The organism is Tractidigestivibacter scatoligenes, assembly GCF_001494635.1.
Taxonomy (GTDB): domain Bacteria; phylum Actinomycetota; class Coriobacteriia; order Coriobacteriales; family Atopobiaceae; genus Tractidigestivibacter; species Tractidigestivibacter scatoligenes.
Window position 1 is genome coordinate 297,705 of record NZ_LOJF01000009.1, and the last position, 22,991, is coordinate 320,695.

General features: G+C 61.6%; 18 protein-coding genes. 8 read left to right on the forward strand and 10 right to left on the reverse strand.

What is annotated here, in order from left to right; genetic code table 11:
• Positions 1–56: 56 nt before the first annotated feature.
• The 6 genes from AUL39_RS05855 to AUL39_RS05880 form a co-directional block, all read right to left on the reverse strand.
• Positions 57–899, reverse strand: coding sequence for a bifunctional 5,10-methylenetetrahydrofolate dehydrogenase/5,10-methenyltetrahydrofolate cyclohydrolase (locus tag AUL39_RS05855; protein ID WP_059054624.1), 843 nt, complete (start codon positions 897–899; stop codon positions 57–59).
• A complete protein-coding gene (locus AUL39_RS05860) occupies positions 899–1,543 on the reverse strand; it encodes a cyclodeaminase/cyclohydrolase family protein (RefSeq protein ID WP_059054626.1) in 645 nt (214 codons plus the stop codon). Before AUL39_RS05860 ends, AUL39_RS05855 begins: the two co-directional genes overlap by 1 nt.
• A gap of 217 nt (positions 1,544–1,760) precedes the next feature.
• Positions 1,761–3,428 carry a formate--tetrahydrofolate ligase gene (locus AUL39_RS05865; protein WP_059054629.1) on the reverse strand — a complete coding sequence of 556 codons (1,668 nt, stop codon included), beginning with the start codon at positions 3,426–3,428 and terminating at the stop codon, positions 1,761–1,763.
• A gap of 555 nt (positions 3,429–3,983) precedes the next feature.
• On the reverse strand, positions 3,984–4,808 hold the full coding sequence (locus AUL39_RS05870) for an SDR family NAD(P)-dependent oxidoreductase (RefSeq protein WP_059054631.1): 825 nt from the start codon (positions 4,806–4,808) through the stop codon (positions 3,984–3,986).
• Between the two features lie 12 nt (positions 4,809–4,820).
• Positions 4,821–5,810 (reverse strand): aminomethyltransferase family protein, encoded by a 990-nt coding sequence (locus AUL39_RS05875; protein WP_059054633.1) that lies wholly within the window; start codon positions 5,808–5,810, stop codon positions 4,821–4,823.
• 14 nt (positions 5,811–5,824) lie between these two features.
• The gene (locus tag AUL39_RS05880; protein WP_059054635.1) at positions 5,825–7,057 is read right to left on the reverse strand and encodes a hypothetical protein; all 1,233 of its coding nucleotides are present in this window, start codon (positions 7,055–7,057) and stop codon (positions 5,825–5,827) included.
• 247 nt (positions 7,058–7,304) lie between these two features.
• Here AUL39_RS05880 and AUL39_RS05885 point away from each other — a divergent pair, with 247 nt between their 5' ends.
• Positions 7,305–8,921, forward strand: coding sequence for a PucR family transcriptional regulator (locus AUL39_RS05885; RefSeq protein ID WP_160327041.1), 1,617 nt, complete (start codon positions 7,305–7,307; stop codon positions 8,919–8,921).
• Positions 8,922–8,957: 36 nt separating this feature from the next.
• Here the strand turns inward: AUL39_RS05885 and AUL39_RS05890 are convergent, their stop codons facing one another.
• Both AUL39_RS05890 and AUL39_RS05895 read right to left on the reverse strand, forming a co-directional pair.
• Entirely contained in the window at positions 8,958–9,260 is a 303-nt protein-coding gene (locus AUL39_RS05890) for a hypothetical protein (RefSeq protein WP_201783923.1), read from the reverse strand.
• 301 nt (positions 9,261–9,561) lie between these two features.
• On the reverse strand, positions 9,562–10,584 hold the full coding sequence (locus AUL39_RS05895) for a LacI family DNA-binding transcriptional regulator (RefSeq protein WP_059054639.1): 1,023 nt from the start codon (positions 10,582–10,584) through the stop codon (positions 9,562–9,564).
• A 191-nt stretch (positions 10,585–10,775) separates the two neighbouring features.
• Here AUL39_RS05895 and AUL39_RS05900 point away from each other — a divergent pair, with 191 nt between their 5' ends.
• The 4 genes from AUL39_RS05900 (at position 10,776) to AUL39_RS05915 (ending at position 15,699) form a co-directional block, all read left to right on the forward strand.
• Complete coding sequence (locus AUL39_RS05900) at positions 10,776–11,858, forward strand: aldose epimerase family protein (RefSeq protein ID WP_059054641.1); 1,083 nt, start codon at positions 10,776–10,778, stop codon at positions 11,856–11,858.
• 85 nt (positions 11,859–11,943) lie between these two features.
• Positions 11,944–13,158 (forward strand): galactokinase, encoded by a 1,215-nt coding sequence (locus tag AUL39_RS05905; protein ID WP_059054644.1) that lies wholly within the window; start codon positions 11,944–11,946, stop codon positions 13,156–13,158.
• Positions 13,149–14,777: a UDP-glucose--hexose-1-phosphate uridylyltransferase gene (locus AUL39_RS05910; protein ID WP_408033261.1), complete on the forward strand. Its 1,629-nt coding sequence runs from the start codon at positions 13,149–13,151 to the stop codon at positions 14,775–14,777. Before AUL39_RS05905 ends, AUL39_RS05910 begins: the two co-directional genes overlap by 10 nt.
• Positions 14,778–15,030: 253 nt before the next feature.
• On the forward strand, positions 15,031–15,699 hold the full coding sequence (locus AUL39_RS05915; RefSeq protein WP_059054646.1) for an ElyC/SanA/YdcF family protein: 669 nt from the start codon (positions 15,031–15,033) through the stop codon (positions 15,697–15,699).
• 210 nt (positions 15,700–15,909) lie between these two features.
• On the opposite strand, the gene AUL39_RS05920 is transcribed toward AUL39_RS05915, so the two are convergent.
• Complete coding sequence (locus AUL39_RS05920) at positions 15,910–18,597, reverse strand: valine--tRNA ligase (protein ID WP_059054648.1); 2,688 nt, start codon at positions 18,595–18,597, stop codon at positions 15,910–15,912.
• A gap of 166 nt (positions 18,598–18,763) precedes the next feature.
• Between AUL39_RS05920 and AUL39_RS05925 the strand changes: the two genes are divergently transcribed.
• The 3 genes from AUL39_RS05925 to AUL39_RS05935 all read left to right on the forward strand — a co-directional run bounded on the left by AUL39_RS05925 (position 18,764) and on the right by AUL39_RS05935 (position 21,557).
• Positions 18,764–19,528, forward strand: coding sequence for a tRNA threonylcarbamoyladenosine dehydratase (locus AUL39_RS05925; RefSeq protein WP_059054649.1), 765 nt, complete (start codon positions 18,764–18,766; stop codon positions 19,526–19,528).
• Positions 19,525–20,286: a TatD family hydrolase gene (locus tag AUL39_RS05930; protein ID WP_059054651.1), complete on the forward strand. Its 762-nt coding sequence runs from the start codon at positions 19,525–19,527 to the stop codon at positions 20,284–20,286. Before AUL39_RS05925 ends, AUL39_RS05930 begins: the two co-directional genes overlap by 4 nt.
• A gap of 197 nt (positions 20,287–20,483) precedes the next feature.
• Positions 20,484–21,557, forward strand: a complete 1,074-nt coding sequence (locus AUL39_RS05935) for a glycosyltransferase family 8 protein (RefSeq protein ID WP_059054654.1) — start codon at positions 20,484–20,486, stop codon at positions 21,555–21,557.
• 107 nt (positions 21,558–21,664) lie between these two features.
• Here the strand turns inward: AUL39_RS05935 and clpX are convergent, their stop codons facing one another.
• Positions 21,665–22,990 carry an ATP-dependent Clp protease ATP-binding subunit ClpX gene (clpX, locus tag AUL39_RS05940; RefSeq protein ID WP_059054656.1) on the reverse strand — a complete coding sequence of 442 codons (1,326 nt, stop codon included), beginning with the start codon at positions 22,988–22,990 and terminating at the stop codon, positions 21,665–21,667.
• Position 22,991: the final 1 nt, after the last annotated feature.

Here is a 22,991-nt window from a genome sequence, read left to right on the forward strand (position 1 = left end):
GGGGCCCTCGGTCTGCTCGGGAAGGTCGTAGTCCTCGTCCTCGCGATAGTCCACCGCTACCTCACTGTCCTTTGAGCCGCCTCGACCACGTGCTTGGCAAGCACCGCCGTGGTCACAGAGCCAACGCCGCCCGGAACGGGCGTGATGGCGCGCACGACGGGCTCGACGGAATCGAAGTCCACGTCGCCCACAAGCTTGCCTGCCTTCTCGTCCCAGTTGATGCCCACGTCGACCACCACCTGCTGGGGAGAGGCGCACGCAGCCCCAACCGTGCCGATGTGACCTGCCGCAGCAACCACGACGTCCGCGTTTCGGCAGGCAGCCGCAAGGTCGCGCGTGCGGGTGTGGCACATGGTCACGGTGGCGTTTCTCGCCTGGAGCATCATCGAGACAGGCTTACCTATAACGAGCGAGCGGCCAACCACAGTCACCTTGGCACCCTCGAGCGGAACCTGGTAGTAGTCGAGAAGCTCGACCACGGCCTCGGCGGTGCAGGGCGGAAAGCCAACCGGCTGGCCTGCAAAGACGCCATAGAGGGAGCCTTGCGTGATGCAGTCCACATCCTTTGCGGGGTCGAGCAAGGCGCAGATGGCAGCCTCGTCCAAGGTCTTGGGAAGCGGCCGGAAGAGAAGGCAACCGTGGATGGACGCATCCTCGTTGACCTCGCGGATCACGCCGGCAAGCCGCTCCTGTGAGCAATCCGCGGGCAGCACGAACTTGCGCAGGCCGAGACCCACCTTATCCGCTCGCTTTGTCGCCCCGCGCTCGTAGGAGAGGTCGTCCTCCCGCTCCCCCACGCGCACGATGGCAAGCGTGGGACGCACGCCTTGGGAGACCAGCTCCTCCACCTGAGGCACAAGTCGTTCCGTGAGCGCCTTTGCGACCGGCGCTCCCTTCATTATCTGCTGGGCCAACGGATTCCCCTCTCTACGCGCAGGTAGGCATTGTCTGCCTTCTTGCACCCCTCGTCGAGCATCTCCTGCGTGCGGGACAGAAGGTCCGCAGCGTATTCATGGTCTGTCATCGACTTGGCGTTGATGAAGATGTTGAGGCTCGCCGCCCTGAGCGCAGCCGAGAGAAGCGTGGCGCCGGCGCCAGCGTCGCTGATCGCGATTCTCGTGCCAATGAGGCTCACCTCGTCAACAAGGTCGATCGCCTCGCAGGTCTTCTCCATGATCTTGAGCGGTGGCTCGCAGGCACACCGAAGCGCGGCCTCCATGACCTCGGCCTTGTGCGCCCGCTCCTCCTCGGTCGACCTGGGGAGACCATAAGCATGCGAGAGCGGCTCGAACGCCTTGGCGTCCTCGTCTGCCAGGGCGAGAAGGTCCGCCCGGACTGCCTCGAAGCGTGGGATGAGCTCCTCGATGCGCCCTTGGACGTCCGCGTACTTCTTCTTGCCAAGCGTGAGACTCGCGACCATCTGCCCAAGCGAGGCACCCACAGCAGCGGCGACCGCCGAGGCCCCACCCCCGCCAGGCACAGGGGCCTTGGATGCGAGCACGCCCGAGAACTCTCCCAACCGCAAATCCGCAACAGTATCCATTAACCCTCCACCCAGAGGATAAACAATCGAACCAATTTTAGAAGTGCGCCCAAGCGACTCCCCAAGGTGCCCGCCGATAAGCTCGACGTGCCGCAGGGGGGCCAACCGCGTCGGGCTGCTTGAGTCTTTGGTAGCGGCCCCGAAAATCTAAGCGAAGGTTTCTGAGCGCAAAGCGCGAAGCACCTTCGCGTGATTTCCGGGGCCGCCCCCAGGGGTATTAGAACAGCCCGACGATCTTGCCGTCAGGCGTCACGTCGATCTTCTCGGCGGCCGGCACCTTGGGGAGTCCGGGCATCGTCATGATGTCGCCCGTGAGCGCCACGATAAACCCTGCGCCTGCGGAGACCTTGAGGTTGCGCACGGTGATGCGGAAGCCCTCGGGGGCACCGAGCTTGTGCTGGTCGTCGGTGAAGGAGTACTGCGTCTTGGCAACGCAGATGGGAAGCTTGCCAAAGCCCTGCTCCTCCAGCTCCTTGAGCTGCTTGGCCGCCTTGGTGGTGTAGTCCACGCCGTCGGCGTGGTAGATCTTGGTGGCGATGGCGTTGAGCTTGTTGGCAATCGTGTCATCAAGATCGTAGGCAAACTGGAAGTCGTTGGGCTGCTCGCAGAGGCGCACGACCTCCTCGGCAAGCGCCAGGCCACCCTCGCCGCCCTTTGCCCAGACCTCGGAGAGGGCAACGTTCACGCCAAGCTTGTTGCACTCGTCCTCGACGAGCCTGAGTTCGGCAGCGGTGTCCGTGGGGAATGCGTTGATGGCAACGACCACCGGAAGCTTGAAGACGTCCTTGATGTTGGAGACATGACGGAGCAGGTTGGGAAGACCTGCCTTGACGGCGTCGAGGTTCTCTGCGGTGAGCTCGTTCTTGGGGACGCCGCCGTTGTACTTGAGCGCACGGACGGTGGCAACCAGCACGACGGCATAGGGGTGCAGGCCGGCGTAGCGGCTCTTGATGTCAAGGAACTTCTCGGCGCCAAGGTCTGCGCCAAAGCCTGCCTCGGTCACCACGTAGTCGGCGAGCTTGAGGGCTGTGGTTGTTGCCTCGACGGAGTTGCAGCCGTGCGCGATGTTGGCGAACGGTCCGCCGTGCACAAAGGCGGGGTTGTTCTCGAGCGTCTGCACAAGGTTGGGCTTGATGGCATCCTTGAGCAGCGCCGTCATGGCACCCTCGGCGTGAATGTCGTGGACCGTGACGGGTTTACGGTCAAAGGTGTAGGCAATGACCATGCGACCGAGACGCGCCTTGAGATCCATGAGGTCGGTGGCCAGGCAGAAGCAGGCCATGACCTCGGAGGCCACGGTGATGTCGAAACCGTCCTCGCGCGGCATGCCGTTGGCAACGCCTCCCAGGCCGTCGACGATGCTCCTGAGCTGGCGGTCGTTCATGTCGACGCAGCGCTTCCAAACGATGCGGCGCGGGTCGATGCCAAGGGTGTTGCCCTGCTTGATGTGGTTGTCCAGCATAGCGGCGCAGAGGTTGTTGGCCGCGCCAATGGCGTGGAAGTCACCGGTGAAGTGCAGGTTGATGTCCTCCATGGGGACAACCTGGGCGTACCCGCCACCCGCGGCGCCACCCTTGATGCCAAAGACGGGGCCAAGCGAAGGTTCGCGCAGGCAGAGCATGGCGTTCTTGCCCATCTTGCAGAGGGCGTCCTCAAGTCCCACGGACGTGGTGGTCTTGCCCTCGCCTGCGGGCGTGGGGTTGATGGCGGTGACCAGAATGAGTTTGCCCTTCATGGGCGTATTGGAAAAGGCGTGGATGTCCACCTTTGCCTTGTAGTTTCCGTAGAGCTCCAGCTGCTCGGGACCCAACCCCGCCTTCTTGGCGACCTCGGTAATGGGGAGCATCTTCGCCTCTTGGGCAATCTCGATATCTGACTTTGCCATCTCCTGACTTCCTTTCGCTTTATGGCGCTGGTCGACGCCAACGGTTACCGAGTTTCACGGGACGAACTGACCGCGTCCCATTGTGCCGCTCCGGGCCACGTCGCCATCGCAAGAATCCAAGATGAAACATGGATACTACCGAGTGAACGCACCTGAGATACCAACGAACCAAGGCTGTCTCCCCGTCGCTTGCAAGGAGATGCTACGGCCCTGCCACGCACCTCTCAATGTCAAAACAATACAAATCGAGGTGCAGAAAACCGTTCAATTTGACCAGGCGCTCTGCCCCTCGTTAGCTCAACCTTACCTGCGGTGTGAGCGAATGGGAATACCGTTTGAGAATGACGTGATACTCGTGTCGCTCCGGGCCACGTCGCCATCGCAAGAATCCAGGATGAGACGTGGATACCACCGAGAACGGATAGCCAAGCCGTGAAAGACTCGTTGCTCACCTAACGGCGCATCAAAAATCCTCGCGACCAGGCAGCCAATTGCCTAGAGAAGGGCCCGCCCAGAAGAGCGGGCCCACCCTTGCAGTTATCTTCGCATCATGGGCTAGAAGGTGGTCCAGCCACCGTCCACGGTTATCTGGGCACCATTCACATAGGCATTGTCATCATCGAGAAGGAACAGTATTGCCCTTGCAATGTCCTCTGGCGTTCCCATCATGGTGTTGCCGTCCGCATCGTGACCCAGTGAAACTCCCCCGCGAACGTTGTACAGCTCGTTGCCCTCGGAATCCATGACGTCGCGATCTGGCCACTTCTCCATAGCGTTCCCCAGGATGCCGGAGAGTATTGCCCCCGGGTTTACGACGTTCACCCTAAGGTTGCGCCAGTGATACGACCATGCAAGATTTCGCGCAAGGCCAAGGACTGCGTGCTTTGAGGTTACGTATGCCGCCCCCGCAGTGGAGCCATACAGTCCGCCCACCGAACCGACTATCACAACATTTGCTGCAGGCCCCTCATGATCGAGCAGCATGGGAAGGCAGTCTCGAACAAGGTAGAAGCAATCGTTGCAGTTCACATCCATGACATATTGCCAAAGTGCATCATCTGTCTTGTGAGCAGGGCACATGAGGTCGAGGACCCCGGCGACATACAGCAGACTGTCGATTCGCCCGTACTTCTCGCGAGCCGCCGCAACAAGACCCGAACGGTCTTCGGAGCTCGTTACGTCCCCGTAGACCATTTCAAGATTGCCTTTGAATTCGGGCAGCTCCTCGGAGATCTCCTCGAGCGTATCGGCCATGTTGTCTCTGTTGTTGTCGAATCCAATCACCGTTGCGCCATCGGCAAGAAGCATCTTGAGGGTGGCTGCCCCCATCCCCGAAGCGCATCCAACGAGTACAACGACCTTTCCCTTCATGGAAGACATGGCATATCCCTCCTAGCACCACTTGGGAGCAACGATGACGGCGGGCGAGTCATTTGGCCCAATGGTCACCTTGGTCCCCAGGGGACATCTCTTCGGATCGACTATTGCGTAGCCGATGTTCTTACCGACGGTGTAGCCGTAAATCATCTGGCGGCACTTTCCGACTGGTATTCCGCGCTTGCGGACTATCTCGTTCTGGCATATGTCCTCATAGCTCTCGCGCTCAATCTCAACGCCGACGAACGCATAGCGCGGGCCAACTTCCTGAGCCTTCTCCAGTGCAGCGCGCCCCACAAAGTCACCCTTCTTGTCGAGATGCACCGACCATCCAAGGTTTGCCTCGAAGGGCGTCAGGTGGTGATAGTCCTGCCTAAGGGCCATGCCCTTCTCCATGGGTAGGCTCCTCACGAAAACCTCGAGCGTTTGCAGCTCCCGAGAATCTGCGTCACGCAAGAGCTTGAGAATCTGGTCGGAATCAGAGCGAGAGCAATAGATCTCATAGCCGAGTTCGCCGGTGAAGCCGCCTCTGTCCACGCGAACCGAAATCCCACCAATGCTGGCATCGACAATCTGGAAGCGCTTCAGCTCATCGACGGGAGCATCCAGCAGCTTGTCCATCACCTCTGCTGAACGAGGCCCCTGCACGGAGAACATGTCGATTTCTGGCGTGATGTCAGAGAAGGCGACATCGCATCCTTCCGCATGCTCTCCCAGCCAGCGGACCATCTGAGGTCCGTAGAGCGTAGAGAGCCACCAGTGGTTCTCCTCAAGGCGGATTGCCATAAGGTCATCGATAATTCCACCGCTATCGTCGAGCATCGTGGTGTACTTCTCGCGCCCCACGTTGCACTGAGCAACGGTATTGACTAGAAGCTTGTCGAGCAGGGCGGTCGAGTCTGCCCCCGTTACGTCCACCGTGTCGTGGGTCCAGCGATACCAACCGGAGTCTTTCCTCACTGCAAGCGCATCTGCACGAGCAACCTCATCGTCTTTAAACAGCATGATTCGTCACTCCCCTACACCATGTGTGTATCGATCTTGCGGCCAATCTGGATGAACTGGTACTCGTCGTCCTTCCCGTCAATCCAGACGGACCACTCGGGCGAGACAAGCGTCTTGACGGCACCGTTCCACTCAGCCTCGTATCCGGCGGTTATCTCGTCGAGAGGAGCCATGGGGAAACGGCCGTTAAAGTCATCGGTTGAGACCTTGATGGTCACGCCATCGCTGTCGAAGGCCTCCCACTCGAAGGGAACAAGCTGGCAGCCCATGATGGCCCCAATGTAGGCGCCCATGACACGCGGGTCGTTGTCGCCCACCTCGCGGGGGATGTCGAGCCACGCACGGAGACCCTCCCGTGCAAATGGGTCGACAAAGTGGTTCTTGCCTGCCGTTGAAAAGACAATCGGAAGCACGCGGTCAAAGTCTCCGTCGTTCTTCTCCATATCCCTGATTGCAATAAGCGGGAACGAAATAGACCAGACCCAGCCCATCTGGGCAACCCAGTTGTACTGCCACTCGAAGGAGTGCTCCTCGCCAAAAGTCTGCGTATACTGGCCGTTTCGAAGGCCTTGGGCATGCTTCACGCGACGCTCCAGCGGCGTATCGTGAACGGGAGCTGCGGACTCGCCCCTGTGGTCAAGCCAGCCCTGGTGATGCAGGCCAAACGCATCGAGCCGCTCCGCGACCACACGACAGTGGGGGTCGCCGCACCCACGCGCCTCGCACATGTTCAACGCGACGTCATTGGTGATCTTGCCATGCTCACCGCCTGCAGCGATGTCGAAGTTGGCGGTAAACATCGCCGTTGTCATGTTGCACATCTCGGAGCCGACAATGTCCCAAGGGCAGGAATCGAGCTCCTTCTCGACACGGTTTCGCGTGAATTGAATCACGCGCCCAGCCATATCCTCTGCCTCATCACCATAGTCTCCCCATATGGCACCTATCCACGCCTCCCTGTCTACGAATTCCGGGATGTTCCATTCGTCGTAGAAGGCATTGAGATACTGTTGGAGCTGACCCTCGGAGCCCGAGCACGCTGCGCAGTTCATCATGTTCGCGGTTTCGCAGATTCGCGCAGTCCGGTCCTCCCAGTCATCGTTGAGGATGCGCATCACCTGGAAGATGTTTGCGGAGAACGCGGCAATCGTTCTGAGGCAGAAGGAATACGCCTCCTTCTCGGGAATCACCTTCCCAAACGCCGTCTCGACACCACGATGGAGATCAACCCTCTGTTTTAGTGCCATGACCCACTCCTCCTCCTATGCGAACCGAAAGGCAGCACGTGCCTCATAAAATGGAGGATGTAATTGGAGGGCATTTACTGCCAGCGGCAGTTTGGAGGATTGTGCCTCGAGGGACACCTACGATCTGTTGGTCCCGAGAGGCAGTCGCCCTTCCACCGAGACACGTCGGCCCCTTGACGGAATGGATCGGCTCGGCTCTTCCTGTCTGCTACATTGGCAAGCACATTACGTAACGGCACTTGGTGTCATGTCCAGGCATGTGGTGATTGTCATGAAGGTGAGTCCTCAGTTGATCTGCGAAGGCCTTCCGGCTGAGTTCGAGGCGCAGCTCTCCGGTGCCTCTCCCCTGGAGGAGACGCTCGAGGCGCCCGAACTCCTGGCAACAGATGCCCCCGAGCTGCGGGGAGGACGAATCTTCGTAACCAGCGCAGACCGTCTCCCCCGTCTCACCAAGCTTGGACAAGGCTGCGCCCTGCTTTGCATAGGCGACACCAGGAGGTTGGATTGGTTTCGGAGGCACTGCGCAGTCATCACCGTTAGCCCGAGCCTTGATTTCTACACTGTTTTCTCCGCAGTCCAGCAGGTGTTTCTCCGCATTGGAAACTGGGTGCTCGACACCTACCAGATACTCGAAGACGGCGGCTCAATCCAGTCGATGCTCGAGGCATCCGCAGCAGTCACCCCTGCGTCGATGATCGTTGTGGACTCGAGCTTCGACTGCATAGCCTCAACAGGCCTGAGGGCGGATTCGGCGGAGTCTCCAGAAGGCGTCCCAGATGGCGCGGCAGAGGAGGCGGGCAGAAGGCTTCCCCTCTCGCAGGTAGACCAGTACCTTGCGTCCTACAATCTCTCAATGAGCGAAAAGGAGCCCTTCGCCCTTGAGTTTGACCAGCTACAAAGCCTGAATGTTAATCTCATCGACGCTAATGGATACCACGGGTGCCTCTCGTTCCTCTATTACGACAGGAGCATGCGTCCTGGCGACTCATTCATCGCCAGGCATCTTGCGCGCATGGTGCTTCGGTGCGTATCCCAACCCAGAGGCAAAACGGAGACCCGCAACGACATTTTGAAGAGAGCCCTCTCCAACCTGATAGAGAACCTTCCCCTTGGCACCCTGGAGCTCGCAGCCCTTCAGGCAGCATCCTCGAATGGCACCTACGTTTGCGTGCTGATGCGACCCCAAAGGCGGTCTCGGGAGCTCCCGCTGTCCTACATTTGCAACTCGCTCGAGGAGGACATCCCCGGTACAATCGCATTTGAGTACAAGCAGACTTCGGTTGCCGCCTTCATTCGCATCGACCGTCTTGCACCAGAGGGGAGTCGCAGAGACGAGCTTGAGCGCAGGCTCCTCCCCATTCTCGTCTCCCTAGACATGAAGGCAGGGATGTCCGATCATGTGAGCAACCCGCTTGAGGCAAGAAGCTATTTCCTACAGGCGAGCATTGCCCTTGACAAGGGCTCTTGCCTGCAGGAAGGTCCCTCCCTCTACCGATTCCAAGACTATGCGCTCGCAGAGCTGTTGGAGAACTGCACGGGAGAAATGCCCGTCGAGCTGTACTTCACGAGCGGTCTTAGGCGGCTCTTTGCCCACGACAAGAACTCTGCAACCTCATACGTCCAGACCATGAGCGAGTACCTGAAGCACAACATGAACGTCACGCACACTGCCCAGGCTCTCTTCATCCATCGCTCCACGCTCATAGACCGCCTCGAGCGCATACGTTCGCTTTTGGACGAAGACCTGGAGGACCCGGACGAACGGCTGCGACTGGAGATGGTACTGCGAGCGTTGGAGCTTCGTGGCCAGTTGAGAAACCAGCTCGGGGGATACAGCCAAAGCGGCAGCATCCCCCTGATGTAGCACTCCCCGTTATAAGGCAGCCGATGGTTCCAGCGCCTAGTCTCCCAAGGCCTTGAGCTCTGCGTCAATCTCGTCGAGATGGTCCGCAAGTTCCTTGGCTTGGGGGAAGCTCGCGAGCTTCCTCAGAGTGAGCCCATACACCATCTTCATCTGAGGGTCGGTCTTGAAGCCGGGCGAATACTTGCAGATGATATCCGCAGCCGCCTCGTTCTTCGCAAGCGCTTTGATCTTGCTGTCAACAGAAACACCCATTGCGCTCTCCTCTCCTTGGCGGGATGCTGCATGCATCCCGCCCTGCTGGTGGATTGCGAGGACACCCTCGCAGCTCTCAACTAGCATCAAGGTAGAAAGCGCGTACGTACACCGCACAAAGCAGGGGTGTTTTTCGAGGGGAACACCTACAAAGTGAACGTGATGCGCGGGGCGGCAGGATGGCATAGGGCAAAGAGACCCCTATCCCCGCGCAGCACCAAGTGCGCGCCATAGATATTCCGACCGGGACTCACTATGAGCAGTCGTCGCACGGTCATGCTCGCCCCTGCGTGACCGATGCACCTTGAGCGCGATCGTCACAAGGTACTCCTCTTTCATCCTCGGCAAGAATGAGACAAAGGGACTGTCCCTTTGTCTCATCTTTGTCTCATCGCAGGTCGGCGACGGTTTGGCGCTCGACGAGCGTTCCGGCGATTCTGATCTGCTGGATGTGGTAGTTGGGACTTGTACCGAGAAGCGCCTGCTCAAAAGCACGACGTCCGCGCGAGAAGAGGTCAAACCGAACGGTCGTGAGCCGGTTGTGCGGCACCGAGGCGGAAAGCGAATCGTCCACGCCCACCACGCTCACGTCCTCCGGCACCCTCCTGCCGGCATCCTCAAGCGCAGCAATGACGCCGAGCGCCATCTGGTCGTTGGCAACGTAAACAGCCGTCATGTCCTTGTCGGCGACAAGTGTCGCGCCAGCCTCGTAGCCGCTGTCAGCCGTCCAGTCCCCGCGCAGAGGCTCGGCAACGTCGATGCCACGCACCTCGAGCGCGTCTCGCCAGCCCCGCTCGCGGAAGTTGGAGTCGACGGAGTACGAGGGGCCGGCCACAAAGCGCACCTGGCGATGCCCATGCGAGAACAGGTGGTCCATCACGAGCATCGAGCAACCGTACTGATCAGAGTCAACCGTGGTGCAATGGGGGTGCTCGTACATGGTGAGCAGGACCGTGCCAAATCCCGGGCTGGGGCGGAAGGATTCGAAGTCCTCCGCCTTGATGCTCATGCTCATGATCATGGCGTCAACCGGCAGTGAGAGCATGCGCTTGGTCATGCGCTCGAGGGAGACTGGATCGTTGTCGCCCATCTCGACCATGGTGATGGCATCCCCATGCTCCCGCGCAGCAGTCATGATGCCGTCGAGCGTGGAGAGGTTACCAAACTCTGTTATGTTGTAGATGCAGAGCCCCACGGAGCGATACCTGCCGCTCCTGAGCGACCTTCCGGCGAAGTTTGGCCTGAAGCCAAGCTCGTCCATGGCCTTCTGGACCGCCCGCCTCGTCGACTCGCTCACATTGGGCTGTCCATTGACCACGCGAGAGACCGTCTGCTGAGAGACCCCCGCCCTCTCAGCAACGTCTGCCATCGAGACAAAATGATACGAGCTGTCGTGGCGAACCGCGCTCATCCCAGGTCCTCTCCTGCACGCATCTGCCCAGTCGGGCCCCACCAGTTACCGTCCGTCGGACAAGCGCGAAAAACCTCGAGACTCTCGCCGCCCAACGTCGCTGAGTACGTTAACATAACTCTGCTTGCATTCGAGCAGCTTTACACAAATTGCTGCTTACTGGGCAATTATCGCACGTGAGAGGAGACCCCATGGTTAGCTCGGAGGTCCTTGGGCGTATGCCGACGGGAGAGCAGGTCCATCTCTTCACAATCAGCACTCCTCGGGCGCGCCTCAGGCTCATGGAATTTGGGGCAGCGTTGCTCTCGCTCGAGGTACCAGACGCCTCGGGTACGGCGGGAGACGTGCTCCTTGGGATGGCGTCTCTCGAGGACTACTTCGACAACCCCGCCTGCCACGGTTCCACCGTAGGGCCCATCGCAAACCGCACGGACGGGGCAGAGATGACCATAGGCCCCGCCGTCGCCTGCCACCTTGCGAGAAACGATGGACCCGGCCAACGCAACAACCTCCACACCAGCCTTACCTCGGGGCTCCACAAGCGCATATGGAGGGCAGCCGCAGTCGAGAAGAGAAACGCGGTGCGCCTTACCTGCCAGCTTGGCGAGGGCGAGCTTGGCCTTCCAGGCAACCGTACCTTCACCTGCGAGGTCTCGCTTGTCGACCTTCCCGATGAGACCACGCGCCTCACGGTCTCGTACTCCTGCAAGACCGATGCCCTCACCTTTGTGAACATGACCAACCACAGCTACTTCAACCTGGCAGGCCACAACGCTGGCACCGCTATGGGAACGGTCGTGCGCCTCGAGGCAGACGAGTTTCTCCCTATCCGCGAGGACTCGGTCTCGACGGGTGAGATTCGCCCCGTCGACGGAACGCCCTTCGACTTTCGCGAGCCAAAGACCTTGGGATGCGACATTGACGGTAATGACGAGCAGCTGCGGCGGGCACGCGGATACGATCACTGCTTCTGCATCCGCAACTGGAAGCCGGGTGCCCCACCACGCCTGGCCCTCTCGGCACGTGACCCCAGAAGCGGTCGTACGCTGGAGATATACGTCACCACGCCGGGCGCGCACCTCTACACGGGAAACTGGCTCGACGACGCCCACGCCAAAGGCGGCGGCACCTATCAGCCACGCGCCGGCTTTGCTTTCGAGCCTGAGTTCTATCCGGACTGCGCACACCACCTCTCGTGGCCGCAGCCAATCTGCACACCTGCCCAGCCGTACATCCAAACGATCGTCTACCAGCTAGGAACCATGTCACGCTGAAGAAAAATGCTGTAAAGGTGAGACGGGCGCTGCCCCCTCATTGCGAAGACGCGTTGCCCGGCATGCCGGGAGGAAGGAGAACACGATGAACGAGACGTGCGTCGGACGCCAGAACGGCATCGAACGGGCGCGGCAGCTCTTCTGCCAGGAGTTTGGCGAGCCCCCCGCAGGAGAGCGCCTGCTACGGGTACACGCCCCGGGCCGCTCGGAGATCGCGGGCAACCACACCGACCACGAGGGGGGCCACGTTATCGCGGGCGCTCTGAACGTGGCCGTTGACGCGCTCGCCCGCCCCAACGGGCTGGACGTCGTGCGCCTGGCAAGCGACGGATACCCCACCATTGAGGTCTCCCTCGAATCGCTTGATTCCCAGGACGCCGAAAAGAACACCACGGCTTCTCTGGTAAGGGGCATGGCGTTCAGGATGGCCCAGGACGGTAGGATCCCCGCGAGCTTTGACCTTGCCATGACGAGCACCATCCCCGTGGGAGGTGGCCTCTCTTCGTCCGCGGCTGTCGAGGCAGCGCTGGGACGCGCGATGGAGGCTCTCTGGGAGGGACGCAGCTATGACGCGCTCGAGATGGCGCGCATGAGCCAGTTTGCCGAGAACGTCTACTTTGGCAAGCCGTGCGGCCTCATGGACCAGGCGTCCGTCTGCCTGGGCGGCCTCGCCTTCATCGACTTTGCCGTTCCCGAGGACCCTGTTGCCCGACGCCTGGAGTTCGACTTCGAGGACCACGGCTATGCGCTCTGCCTTGTGGACGTTGGCTCGAGCCACGCGGACCTCACCGACGCGTACGCCGCCATGCCCCAGGAGATGCAGGCAGTTGCCGCCGTGTTTGGAAAGAAGCGCCTCTGCGAGGTTGACCAGGACGACTTCGACGCCCACGTCCCCGAGCTGCGGCGCGACCTTGGCGACCGCGCGGTGCTGCGCGCCATCCATTACTGGCGCGAGAACGAGCTGGTCGACAAGCGCTGGGCGGCACTCAATGCACCGGACATCGACGCCTTCCTCGCGTGCACGCGCACCTCGGGGGCGAGCTCGGCAATGTTCCTCCAGAACGTCTCGTGCGGCGTGGAGAGCCAGCCTGCCATGGTGGCTCTTGGGCTTGCCGAGCGCGTTCTCGACGGACGCGGCGCCACGAGGATCCACGGCGGCGGCTTTGGTGGCACCATCCAGTGCTTTGTCCCGCTCGACCTGGTTGAGGAGTTCTCCGACCGCATGGACGCATGGCTTGGCGCTGGCTCCTGCAGGCGCTACCGCATCTCTGACAGGGGGGCGTACGCGGAATGGGAGTAGAAAGCGCACATACACCCATTGACGGCGCAACCCTTGTTGCCGCTGCTATGGGGATTGTTGACTATGCCGCCAACCATGGGCTCATTGGCTGGGCGGACCGTGTCTGGGGCGCGAATGCCGTGCTTGAGGCCGTGGGCGCAACCGGCCCCGGACCTAGCGACGCGTGGGTGCTTGCCGAGGGACCGGACTCCCCCGCCGTCACGAAGGGCGCAACGGCCACGGCGCCGGATGACCTTCTCGCCACGCTCGCCGAGGTCGCGGTGGACAACGGCTGCACCGCAGACACAGCGAGCGGCCGCGACCGCATAGCCATGCGCGTCATGGGGCTACTCATGCCCAAGCCCTCCGAGGTCGAGGCAACGTTCAGGGATCTTCTCGCACAGAGCGGCCCCAAGGCAGCGACCGACTGGTTTTATCGTATCTGCTGCGACGCCGGCTACGTGCGCCGTACCGCCATTGCCCGGAACGTCTGCTGGAACACGCAGACAAGCTGGGGGTCGCTTGAGATAACCATCAACCTCTCCAAGCCAGAGAAGGACCCGCGTGAGATTGCCGCGGCAGGCAAGGCGCCCGCAGGCGAGAAGTACCCCGCCTGCCAGCTCTGCATTGAGAACGAGGGCTACTCAGGGCGCGCCGCCACAGACCCCATGGGTGCGCATCCCGCCAGGCAGAACCTGCGAATCATCCCCATCTCCCTTGGCGGCGAGCGCTGGGGCCTGCAGTATAGTCCATACGCGTACTTCAACGAGCACTGCATTGCTATGAGCGCACGTCACCGCCCCATGCACGTGGACCGTGCCTCGCTCTCGTGTCTCTTCGACTTTGTGGACCTGCTGCCCCACTACTTCATTGGCTCTAACGCAGACCTGCCCGTGGTTGGCGGTTCGATCCTCTCGCACGACCACTTCCAGGGAGGCGCGCACGTCTTTCCCATGATGCGTGCGGCCACTGCCGAGAGGTTCTCGCTGCCGGACTTCCCAGAGGTCTCCGGCGAGGTGCTGCACTGGCCGCTCTCGGTCCTGCGCCTCTCCTCCCAAAGCCGAGACCAGCTGCTTGACGCCTGCGACCACGTGGTTGCGGCGTGGCGCGGCTGGAGCGACGAGTCTGTGGGCGTTATCGCGCACGACGCTGACGGCACGCCGCACAACACGGTAACCCCCATTGTGCGGCGCGTGGATGCACAGGGCAACGTGGGAGGCACCACGTACGAAGCCTATCTCGCACTTCGCTGCAACGTCACAAGCGCCGAGCATCCGCTGGGCGTCTTCCACCCGCACGAGGAATGGCACCACATCAAGCGCGAGAACATCGGCCTCATCGAGGTCATGGGGCTTGCCATCCTGCCTCCGCGCCTGGTGGGAGAGCTTGGCCGCGTTGAGGAGCTGCTTGTTGCTGGAGCGACCAGGGAGGAGATGGCGGCAGACCCGCTGGCCTCATCGCACGCCGACTGGGCGGCGCAGCTTGCCGAGGAGAACCCTGGGCTTACCACAGCAAACGTGCACCAGGTGGTTCGCGACGGTGTGGGCCTGGTCTTCTCGCACGTGCTTGAGGACGCCGGCGTCTTCAAGTGGGACGAGGCCGGTCGAGCAGCGCAGAAGCGCTTTGTAGCATCGCTGTAGCGACGAACGGCGACGAACGGTTGAGGCCATCCCGGCAACGCTGGGATGGCCATTTCGTTAGCAGGAGACGCGCACGTATCCCCTTTTCGAAAACCTGCGGCTTAATTGCTGTTATTTTAAAGTACTGTTGAGAATAACAGCAGGTAAACGCCTTGAGTGCCATTTGGGAGCTGCTACTAAACCGCACGTTTCTACGTGTTGAGGGTTCCCGAGAGGCGAGGAATCGCGCTACGGCTTTGAGCAGGCGGACGTGATGGCGCTCTTTGGCGGCTCCATCCTCGCCGGCGGAGACGTGCTGGCAGACGCGATGCGCGCCGGCGTCGCGCGCACGTACGTAATTGTTGGCGGCGCTGGACACACAACGGAGACGTTCAGGGCAAGGGTGCGCGAGCTATGCCCGGAACTGCAGTTTGCAGACGATGCCACGGAGGCACAGATAATCTCGTCATACCTATCCCACGTGCACGGCCTTGAGGCGGACTTTCTGGAGGCTCGTTCGACCAACTGCGGAAACAACATCACCTACCTGCGGGACCTCCTCACCGAGAAGGGCGTTTCCTGCAAGAGCCTGATCCTCTCGCAGGACGCCACCATGCAGCGACGCATGGTCGCCGAGGTAGAGAAGGAGATGCCCGGCGTGCTGCCCATCGCATTTGTTACCCACGCGGTGCACGTGGTTGTGCGCGACGGCGAGCTGGCATTTGATTACTCCCCGCCCGGCATGTGGAACATGCGCTGCTACCTGACCCTGCTCATGGGCGAGATTCCCCGCCTCGCCGACGACGAGAACGGCTATGGGCCGCGTGGCCAGGGCTTTCTTGCGCATGTGGACATTCCCAACGAGGTGGGGGCAGCGTGGGAGCACCTTCTCGCGCGCTACCCCTGGTCGATGAGAAAGGCCGACCCCCGCTTTGCGGGTTAGCAGGGCTGGTGCGGCCCCCTCTTTCCTGCAGAATCCGATTTGTTTAGCCACCTCTAACCAATCGGAATTTGCAGATTAAAAGCTCGCCTTGTAAATTTCCATTGGTTAGCGCCGCCAACCGATTGGAATTTGTAAGTCGAGAAAAAGGGCCCGCGGCGGCACAACCGCCACGGGCCCAGCAAACATCGGGGACGAGAGAACCGTGCCACCTTACGCCAAGTCGGCAATCTGTGCGCGGAGCTGCTCGATGGACTGCTCCAGCTCCTCGGCACGGTCGCGCTTCTTCTGGATGACCTCAGGCGCCGCCTTGGCAACAAAGCCCTCGTTGGAGAGGGTACGCTTGGTACCGGCAAGCTCCTTCTCGGCCTTTGCCAGCTCCTTCTCCAGGCGCTTTCCCTCGGCGGCAAGGTCAACCAGCCCGCCGAGCACCACGAAGATCTCAAGCGCACCATCGGCAACGCTCACTGAACCTGCAGGCTTGTCCTGCTGGGCGCCAAGCGCCAGCTGGTCCACGTGGCCCACGCTGCAGATGAAGCCGCGCTGAGACTCGAGAACGGCAACGTCCTCGGCCGCGGCGCGCACACAGACGTCGAGCTCGGCCTTGGGCGACAGGCGATAGCGGGCGCGCGTCGAGCGCACGGCAGAGACCACGCGGCGGGCAAGCTCAAAGTCGTGCTCGGCCTTGTCGTTCACAAACGTAGCAAGGTCTGCGGGCTCAGGCCATGCGGCAGTCATGAGGAACTGCGAGGAGTGGTCGTCGAGGCCGCTCGCGGGCAGGGCGTCCCACACGCTCTCGGTGACGAAGGGCATCACGGGGTGCAGCAGGCGCATGGAGACGTCGAGCACGTAGACGAGGTTGCGCTGCACCTGGAGGCGCTCCTCCGGTGTGCCGTGGAGCAGGCGCCCCTTGCAGAGCTCGATGTACCAGTCGCAGACCTCGCCCCAGAAGAACGACTGCAGGTCGCGGGCGTAGTCTCCAAACTCGTAACCCTCGAGCTGACGCGTGGCGGCCTCAACGGCACGAGCCAGGCGCGAGAGCATCCAGGCATCCTCGGCCGTCTCGGCCTTGGGTGCACCGGGCGTGTAGCCATCAAGGTTCATCTGGACGAAGCGGCTGGCGTTCCAGATCTTAGTCACGAAGGAGCGCGCCTGCTCGGTGCGCGGACTGTCGATAAGCGCGCGAGTCTTCTTGTCAAGGTTGGCGTCGAACTTGACGTCCTGGTTGGTGGTGATGAGCGTGAGCAGGTTGTAGCGCATGGCGTCGGCGCCGTACTTGTCCATGAGCGCCATGGGGTCAACGCCGTTGCCCTTGGACTTGGACATGCGGCTGCCGTCCTTGGCGAGGATGGTGGCGTAGATGTACACGTCGTGGAACGGCACCTCGTGCGTGAAGTAAAGCGAACTCATGATCATGCGGGCAACCCAGAGCGCAATGATGTCTCGTGCGGTGACAAGCACCTTAGTGGGGTGGTGGCCCTCCATGTCCTCGGGGTGGTCGGGCCAGCCCTGCGTGGCAAAGGTCCACAGCTGCGAGGAGAACCAGGTGTCCAGGACGTCGGGGTCCTGGTGCACGTGGTGGCCGCCACACTTGGGGCACACGTCGGTGTCCTCCATGAGGGCGTCCTCCCAGCCGCAGTCCTCGCAGTAAAACACGGGGATGCGGTGGCCCCACCACAGCTGGCGGGAGATGCACCAGTCCTTGAGGTTATCCATCCAGGTGAGGTAGGTCTGCGTCCAACGCTCGGGATAGAACTTGACCTCGCCATCCTGGACGACCTTGGTGGCAGGCCCCTTGAGCTTGTCGACGGCAACAAACCACTGCTCGGAGAGCCAGGGCTCGAGGGCGGTGTCGCAGCGGTAGCAGTGCATGACCGAGTGCTCGAGGTCCTCGATGTGGTCGAGAAGACCGTGCTCGTCGAACCACTTCACAATGGCCTCGCGTGCCTCGTCGCGATCCATGCCAGAGAACTCGCCGTAGCCGTCCACGATGTGCGCGTGCTCGTCGAGGATGTTGATCTGCTCGAGGTTGTGCGTCTGACCCATGGCAAAGTCGTTGGGGTCATGCGCGGGCGTGACCTTCACAAAGCCGGTACCAAAGTTCTTGTCGACGTGCCAGTCGGAGAAGATGGGAATCTCGCGGTTCACGATGGGCAGCATCACCGTCTTGCCCACGAGCTTGGCCTTCTCCGGGTCCTCCGGCGAGACGGCCACGCCGGTGTCGCCCAGCATGGTCTCGGGGCGCGTGGTGGCCACGGTGATGTACTCGATGCCATCGACGGGCTCGGTGAGCGGATAGCGCAGGAACCACAGGTGGCCCTTCTCGTCATGGTACTCGGCCTCGTCGTCCGAGATGGCGGTGCCGCACACGGGGCACCAGTTGACGATGCGCTTGCCGCGGTAGATGAGACCGTCGTGGTACCAGTCGCAGAAGACCTTGCGCACGGCTCGGCTGAACTCGGGGCTCATGGTGAACTTCTCGTCATCGAAGTCAATCGAGCAACCCATGCGCTTGATCTGCGAGACGATCGTGCCGCCGTACTCGTGGGTCCAATCCCAGCAGGCATCGAGGAACTTCTCGCGCCCCATCTTGAGGCGAGACTTTCCCTCGCTCTTGAGCTTCTTGTCCACCTTGGTCTGGGTGGCGATGCCGGCGTGGTCGGTTCCCAGGATCCAGCGGGTCGAGCGGCCGCGCATGCGGTTGTAGCGGATGAAGGTGTCCTGGATTGAATCGTCCATGGCATGGCCCATGTGCAGGATGCCGGTCACGTTTGGCGGCGGGATGACAACGGTGCAGTCCCCTACGCCCTTGCTGCGACGGTAGCAGCCAGCGTCAACCCACTTCTGGATGAGCTGGGGCTCGGCCTCTTGCGGATTGTAGGTCTTGGGCATCTCTTCCACGATACGGTCCTCTCGAACACAGCCATGTGGGGCGCAGGCGGCGCCCAGATTGCAGCTTCCCAGCTTAGCACAGGTGCAATGAGACAAAGGGAGTCTCCCTTTGTCTCATGCTTTCGACTATTATCGGGGCGATTGCAAGAGGACAAGCTAGAACGCGGAGAGACGCATGGCAAACGTTGACGAGACACCCACGTCCAGGCTCGAGCTGGTCATGGGAAAGGACGCCGTGAGAAGGCTCGCAAACTCCTGCGTGGTGGTCCTTGGACTGGGCGGCGTGGGTTCCAACTGCGCCGAGGCCCTTGCGCGCGGTGGCGTGGGGTCGCTCGTCCTCGTAGACCGCGACGTAGTCGAGCCAAGCAACATCAACCGCCAGGCCGTGGCCTACACGAGTACCGTGGGCCAGCGCAAGACCGACGTTATGGCGCGCATTGTGGCAGACATCAACCCCTCAGCCAGCATCACACCCATCCACGTGTTTCTCACACGAGACAACATAGGCCAGATTCTGGGCGGGCTAGACCCGCGCCCGGACTTTGTGGTGGACGCGATCGACAACGTGACCGCCAAGCTCGTCGTAGCTCGCTGGTGCCAGGACGAGGGAATGCCCCTGGTCTCGAGCATGGGAGGCGCCAATAAGCTCCACCCCGAGCTCCTGCGCTTTGCTGACATCTCGCAGACGCATGGGTGCCCGCTCGCCCGCATCATCCGCAAGGAGTGCCGCAAGCGCGGCATCCGCGGACTGAGGGTGCTCTACTCGCCCGAGGAGCCAGTGCGCCCCCAAGCGCCCGATGGTGCTTCCGGCAAGGCGGCAACGCTGGGAACCATGTCCTACTTCCCGCCCATCATGGGTCAGATGATTGCCGGTGACGTGATCTTGTCGCTCACGGGGCTTGACGGCAGGATCACCACCAGCGGGGGGAACGCGCGATGAGGCTCTTCGACGCCCACGTGCACCTTGACTTCTACGCAAACGCACCGCAGGTGGCAGCGCAGGCACAGGAATTTGGGCTCTCGTTTCTCGCCTGCACGGTGACGCCAGCGGGCTATCTTTGCGCGGCGCAGGAGCTTGCCGACGCACCGGGGGTCCATCTTGCCGCTGGCGCCCATCCCTGGTGGATCGCAGACGGTCGCATTGCCGAGAAGGACGTTGACACGCTGGTCTCCATATTGCCTGAACTGCGCTTTGTTGGCGAGGTTGGCCTGGACTTCTCGCCAGCGCACGTGGGCGAGGGAACGCAACGCGCTCAGGTTTCGGCCTTCGAGCGCATCATGCGCATCTGCGCCGAGACGAGCGACCCCTCGTGCCCCAAGATCGTCTCCATACACTCCGTGCGCTCGACAGACGTGGTGCTCGACGTGTTGGAGCGCACGGGCGCCGTCAGGTCCTGCCGTTGTATATTCCACTGGTTCTCCGGAAGGCCAGAGGAGCTGTGGCGCGCCGCCCGCATGGGGTGCCACTTCTCGTTTGGCGAGCACTCCCTTGCAACCAGGCGCGGGCGCGAGTACGTGCGCGAGGTGCCCTCAGAGCTGCTGCTCACCGAGACCGACCTCCCCGCAGGCGAGAAGGTCTTGGGCAGCGCAGAAGAGATCTCCTCGTCACTCGAGCGGGCGATAGCGAAGGCGTCAGAGGTGCGCGGCGAGGACGTGGCTGCTCTGGCAGCCACGAATGCCGCCGCCCTTCTCGCATGAGACAAAGGCATGAGACAAAGGGACTGTCCCTTTGTCTCTTTGGCGGGGACGGGCGGGCGAACGCAGCGCGGCTTCCACGTCATGGTAGAGTCATGTTGTGCAGTTTTGTTTGCAGACACGGCCATCCTACAGGGAGCAGCCAGACGATGATCTTACAGAGCGGAACACCTGTCGCGCAGAAAACGCAGAGGGGAACCATGCTGGCAACCTCGTCACGGGAGCTGCCACTTGACCTCAACGACGTTGTTCTCGTCTTTGCCTGCAACGAGCTCTTTGTTCCCTACCTCTCGGTGGCGCTCCAGTCCATCCTGGTGAACGTCTCCCCTAGCCGTCACTATGACATCGTGGTCCTCACGCGCGACATCACGCCCAAGAGCATGATCACGCTCACACAGCAGGCTTCCAAGCACAATGTTGGCCTGGGCTTTCTGGACGTAGATGCCGCGCTGGGCGACATCAAGCTCCCCCATCATGGCCACTTTAGGCCCGAGACGTACTTCCGCCTTTTGGCCCCGACGCTTCTGGACAATGTAGACAAGGCCATCTACCTGGACTCTGACATTGTGGTGTGCTCGGACGTGGCGGAGCTCTTTGACACGGACGTCACGGGATACCTCCTGGCGGCCACGCGTGACGCGGACACCATTGGCCAGATTGACGGCTATGATCCCACGGTCTACGCCTACCTCAAGGACCAGCTGGGCATGTCCGAGCCGCACGACTACTTCCAGGCAGGCGTGCTCCTCATGAATCTTGAGAAGTTCCGTCAGACCATCACGGCCGAGGAGCTGCTCGACATTGCTACGGAGCGCACATGGCGCTGGCTTGACCAGGACGTCCTTAACAAGGTGGTGGACGGTCACTACCGGCGGGTTCATATGAAGTGGAACTACCTTGTGGACTGGCAGTACATGCGTCGCACCCACATAGTGGCGCAGGCTCCCAAGGACGTCCAAGACGAGTACGACGAGGCCAGGCGGGACTATCGCATTGTCCACTACGCCGGTCCCGACAACAGGCCGTGGCTCTACCCAGACTCCGATCTCGCCGGACTCTTCTGGCAGTACGCGGCAGGCTCTCCCTACCTCGAGTACCTGCGAGATCAACTTGAGAAATCCCGAAGGACCGTGGACGGCATGGCTCGACGCATCAAGGCCGTGGCAATCTATCGCGGAATCATGCACGCATTCGACTACACCTGCCCTGCCGGGACCAAGCGTCGCCAGAAGTTCATCGAGTACTACGAGCGCTTTGGCGGTTCGGTGGGCTAGCGAAGGCTAGCGAAGGCATAGCAGCCAGGTCTCAACGATCAGTAAGAAAACGGCCGCGCCCGGGTCTCCGGACGCGGCCGCAACGTTACGCTACCAGCTCAAGCGTGCTAGCTCGCGCGGTGCTTGGGCAGAAGCGACTCCTGCCGCACCACCTCGGGCTTCTCTGCACCGCCCACGCACTCCTTGGTAACGATGACCTTGGTAATGTCGAGGTCGCTCGGGAGGTCGAACATCGTGGACTGGAGCGTTGACTCGCAGATGGCACGCAGGCCGCGGGCGCCCGTGCCACGGGCTATGGCCTGACGCGCTATCTCGTTCAGAGCATCGGGCGTGAACTCCAGCTCGACGCCCTCAATCTCGAAGAGCCGCTTGTACTGCTTGACCAGCGCGTTCTTTGGCCTGGTGAGAATGTCCACAAGGTCTTCCTCCTTGAGTTCCCTCGTGGAGGTGATCACCGGGATGCGGCCAATGAACTCGGGAATCATGCCAAACTTGTGCAGGTCCTGGGGCATGACCTGCTCCATGAGCTCGTCCTCGTCCTGGTCGACGTTCTTGCCAAGCTCGGCGTTGAAGCCAACGCCCTTCTTGCCAATGCGGTCGGCAACGATCTTGTCGAGACCCACAAACGCGCCACCGCAGATGAACAGGATGTTGGTGGTGTCGATGTGGATGAGCTCCTGCTGCGGGTGCTTGCGGCCGCCCTGCGGGGGCACGCTTGCCTCGGTGCCCTCAAGGATCTTGAGCAGCGCCTGCTGCACGCCCTCGCCGGAGACGTCACGCGTGATGGAGAGGTTCTCTGCCTTGCGCGCGATCTTGTCAATCTCGTCGATGTAGACAATGCCAAGCTCGGCGCGGGAGACGTCGCCATCGGCCGCGGTGATGAGCTTGAGCAGGATGTTCTCCACGTCCTCGCCCACGTAGCCGGCCTCGGTAAGGGTGGTGGCGTCGGCGATGGCGAAGGGCACCTCAAGGAAGCGGGCAAGCGTCTGCGCAAGCAGCGTCTTGCCGGTACCGGTGGGGCCAAGGAGCAGGATGTTGCTCTTGGCTATCTCAACCTCTTCCTCGCCCTCGGGAACCTCGTCGTTGCCCGAGAGGATGCGGCGGTAGTGGTTGTAGACGGCCACGCTCATGGCGCGCTTTGCCGCCTCCTGGCCAATCACGTACTGCGAGAGCTCGTCATAGATCTCGTGCGGGGTGGGAAGTTCCTTGAGCGGCAGCGGGGACTCCTCGTCCACGTCGTCTTCCTCCGCAGCGGTGCCATCCGCCTCCTCGATCATCTGAGAGCACGCACGAACGCACTCGTCGCAGATGTAGACCCCGCCGGGACCCTGGATGAGCTTGCTCACCTGGCTGCGGCTCTTGCCACAGAACGAGCAGTGCATCTCGTTGTCGCCGTACGAGCGTCCGTTTCCGTTGTCGCGGTCCTGAGCCATG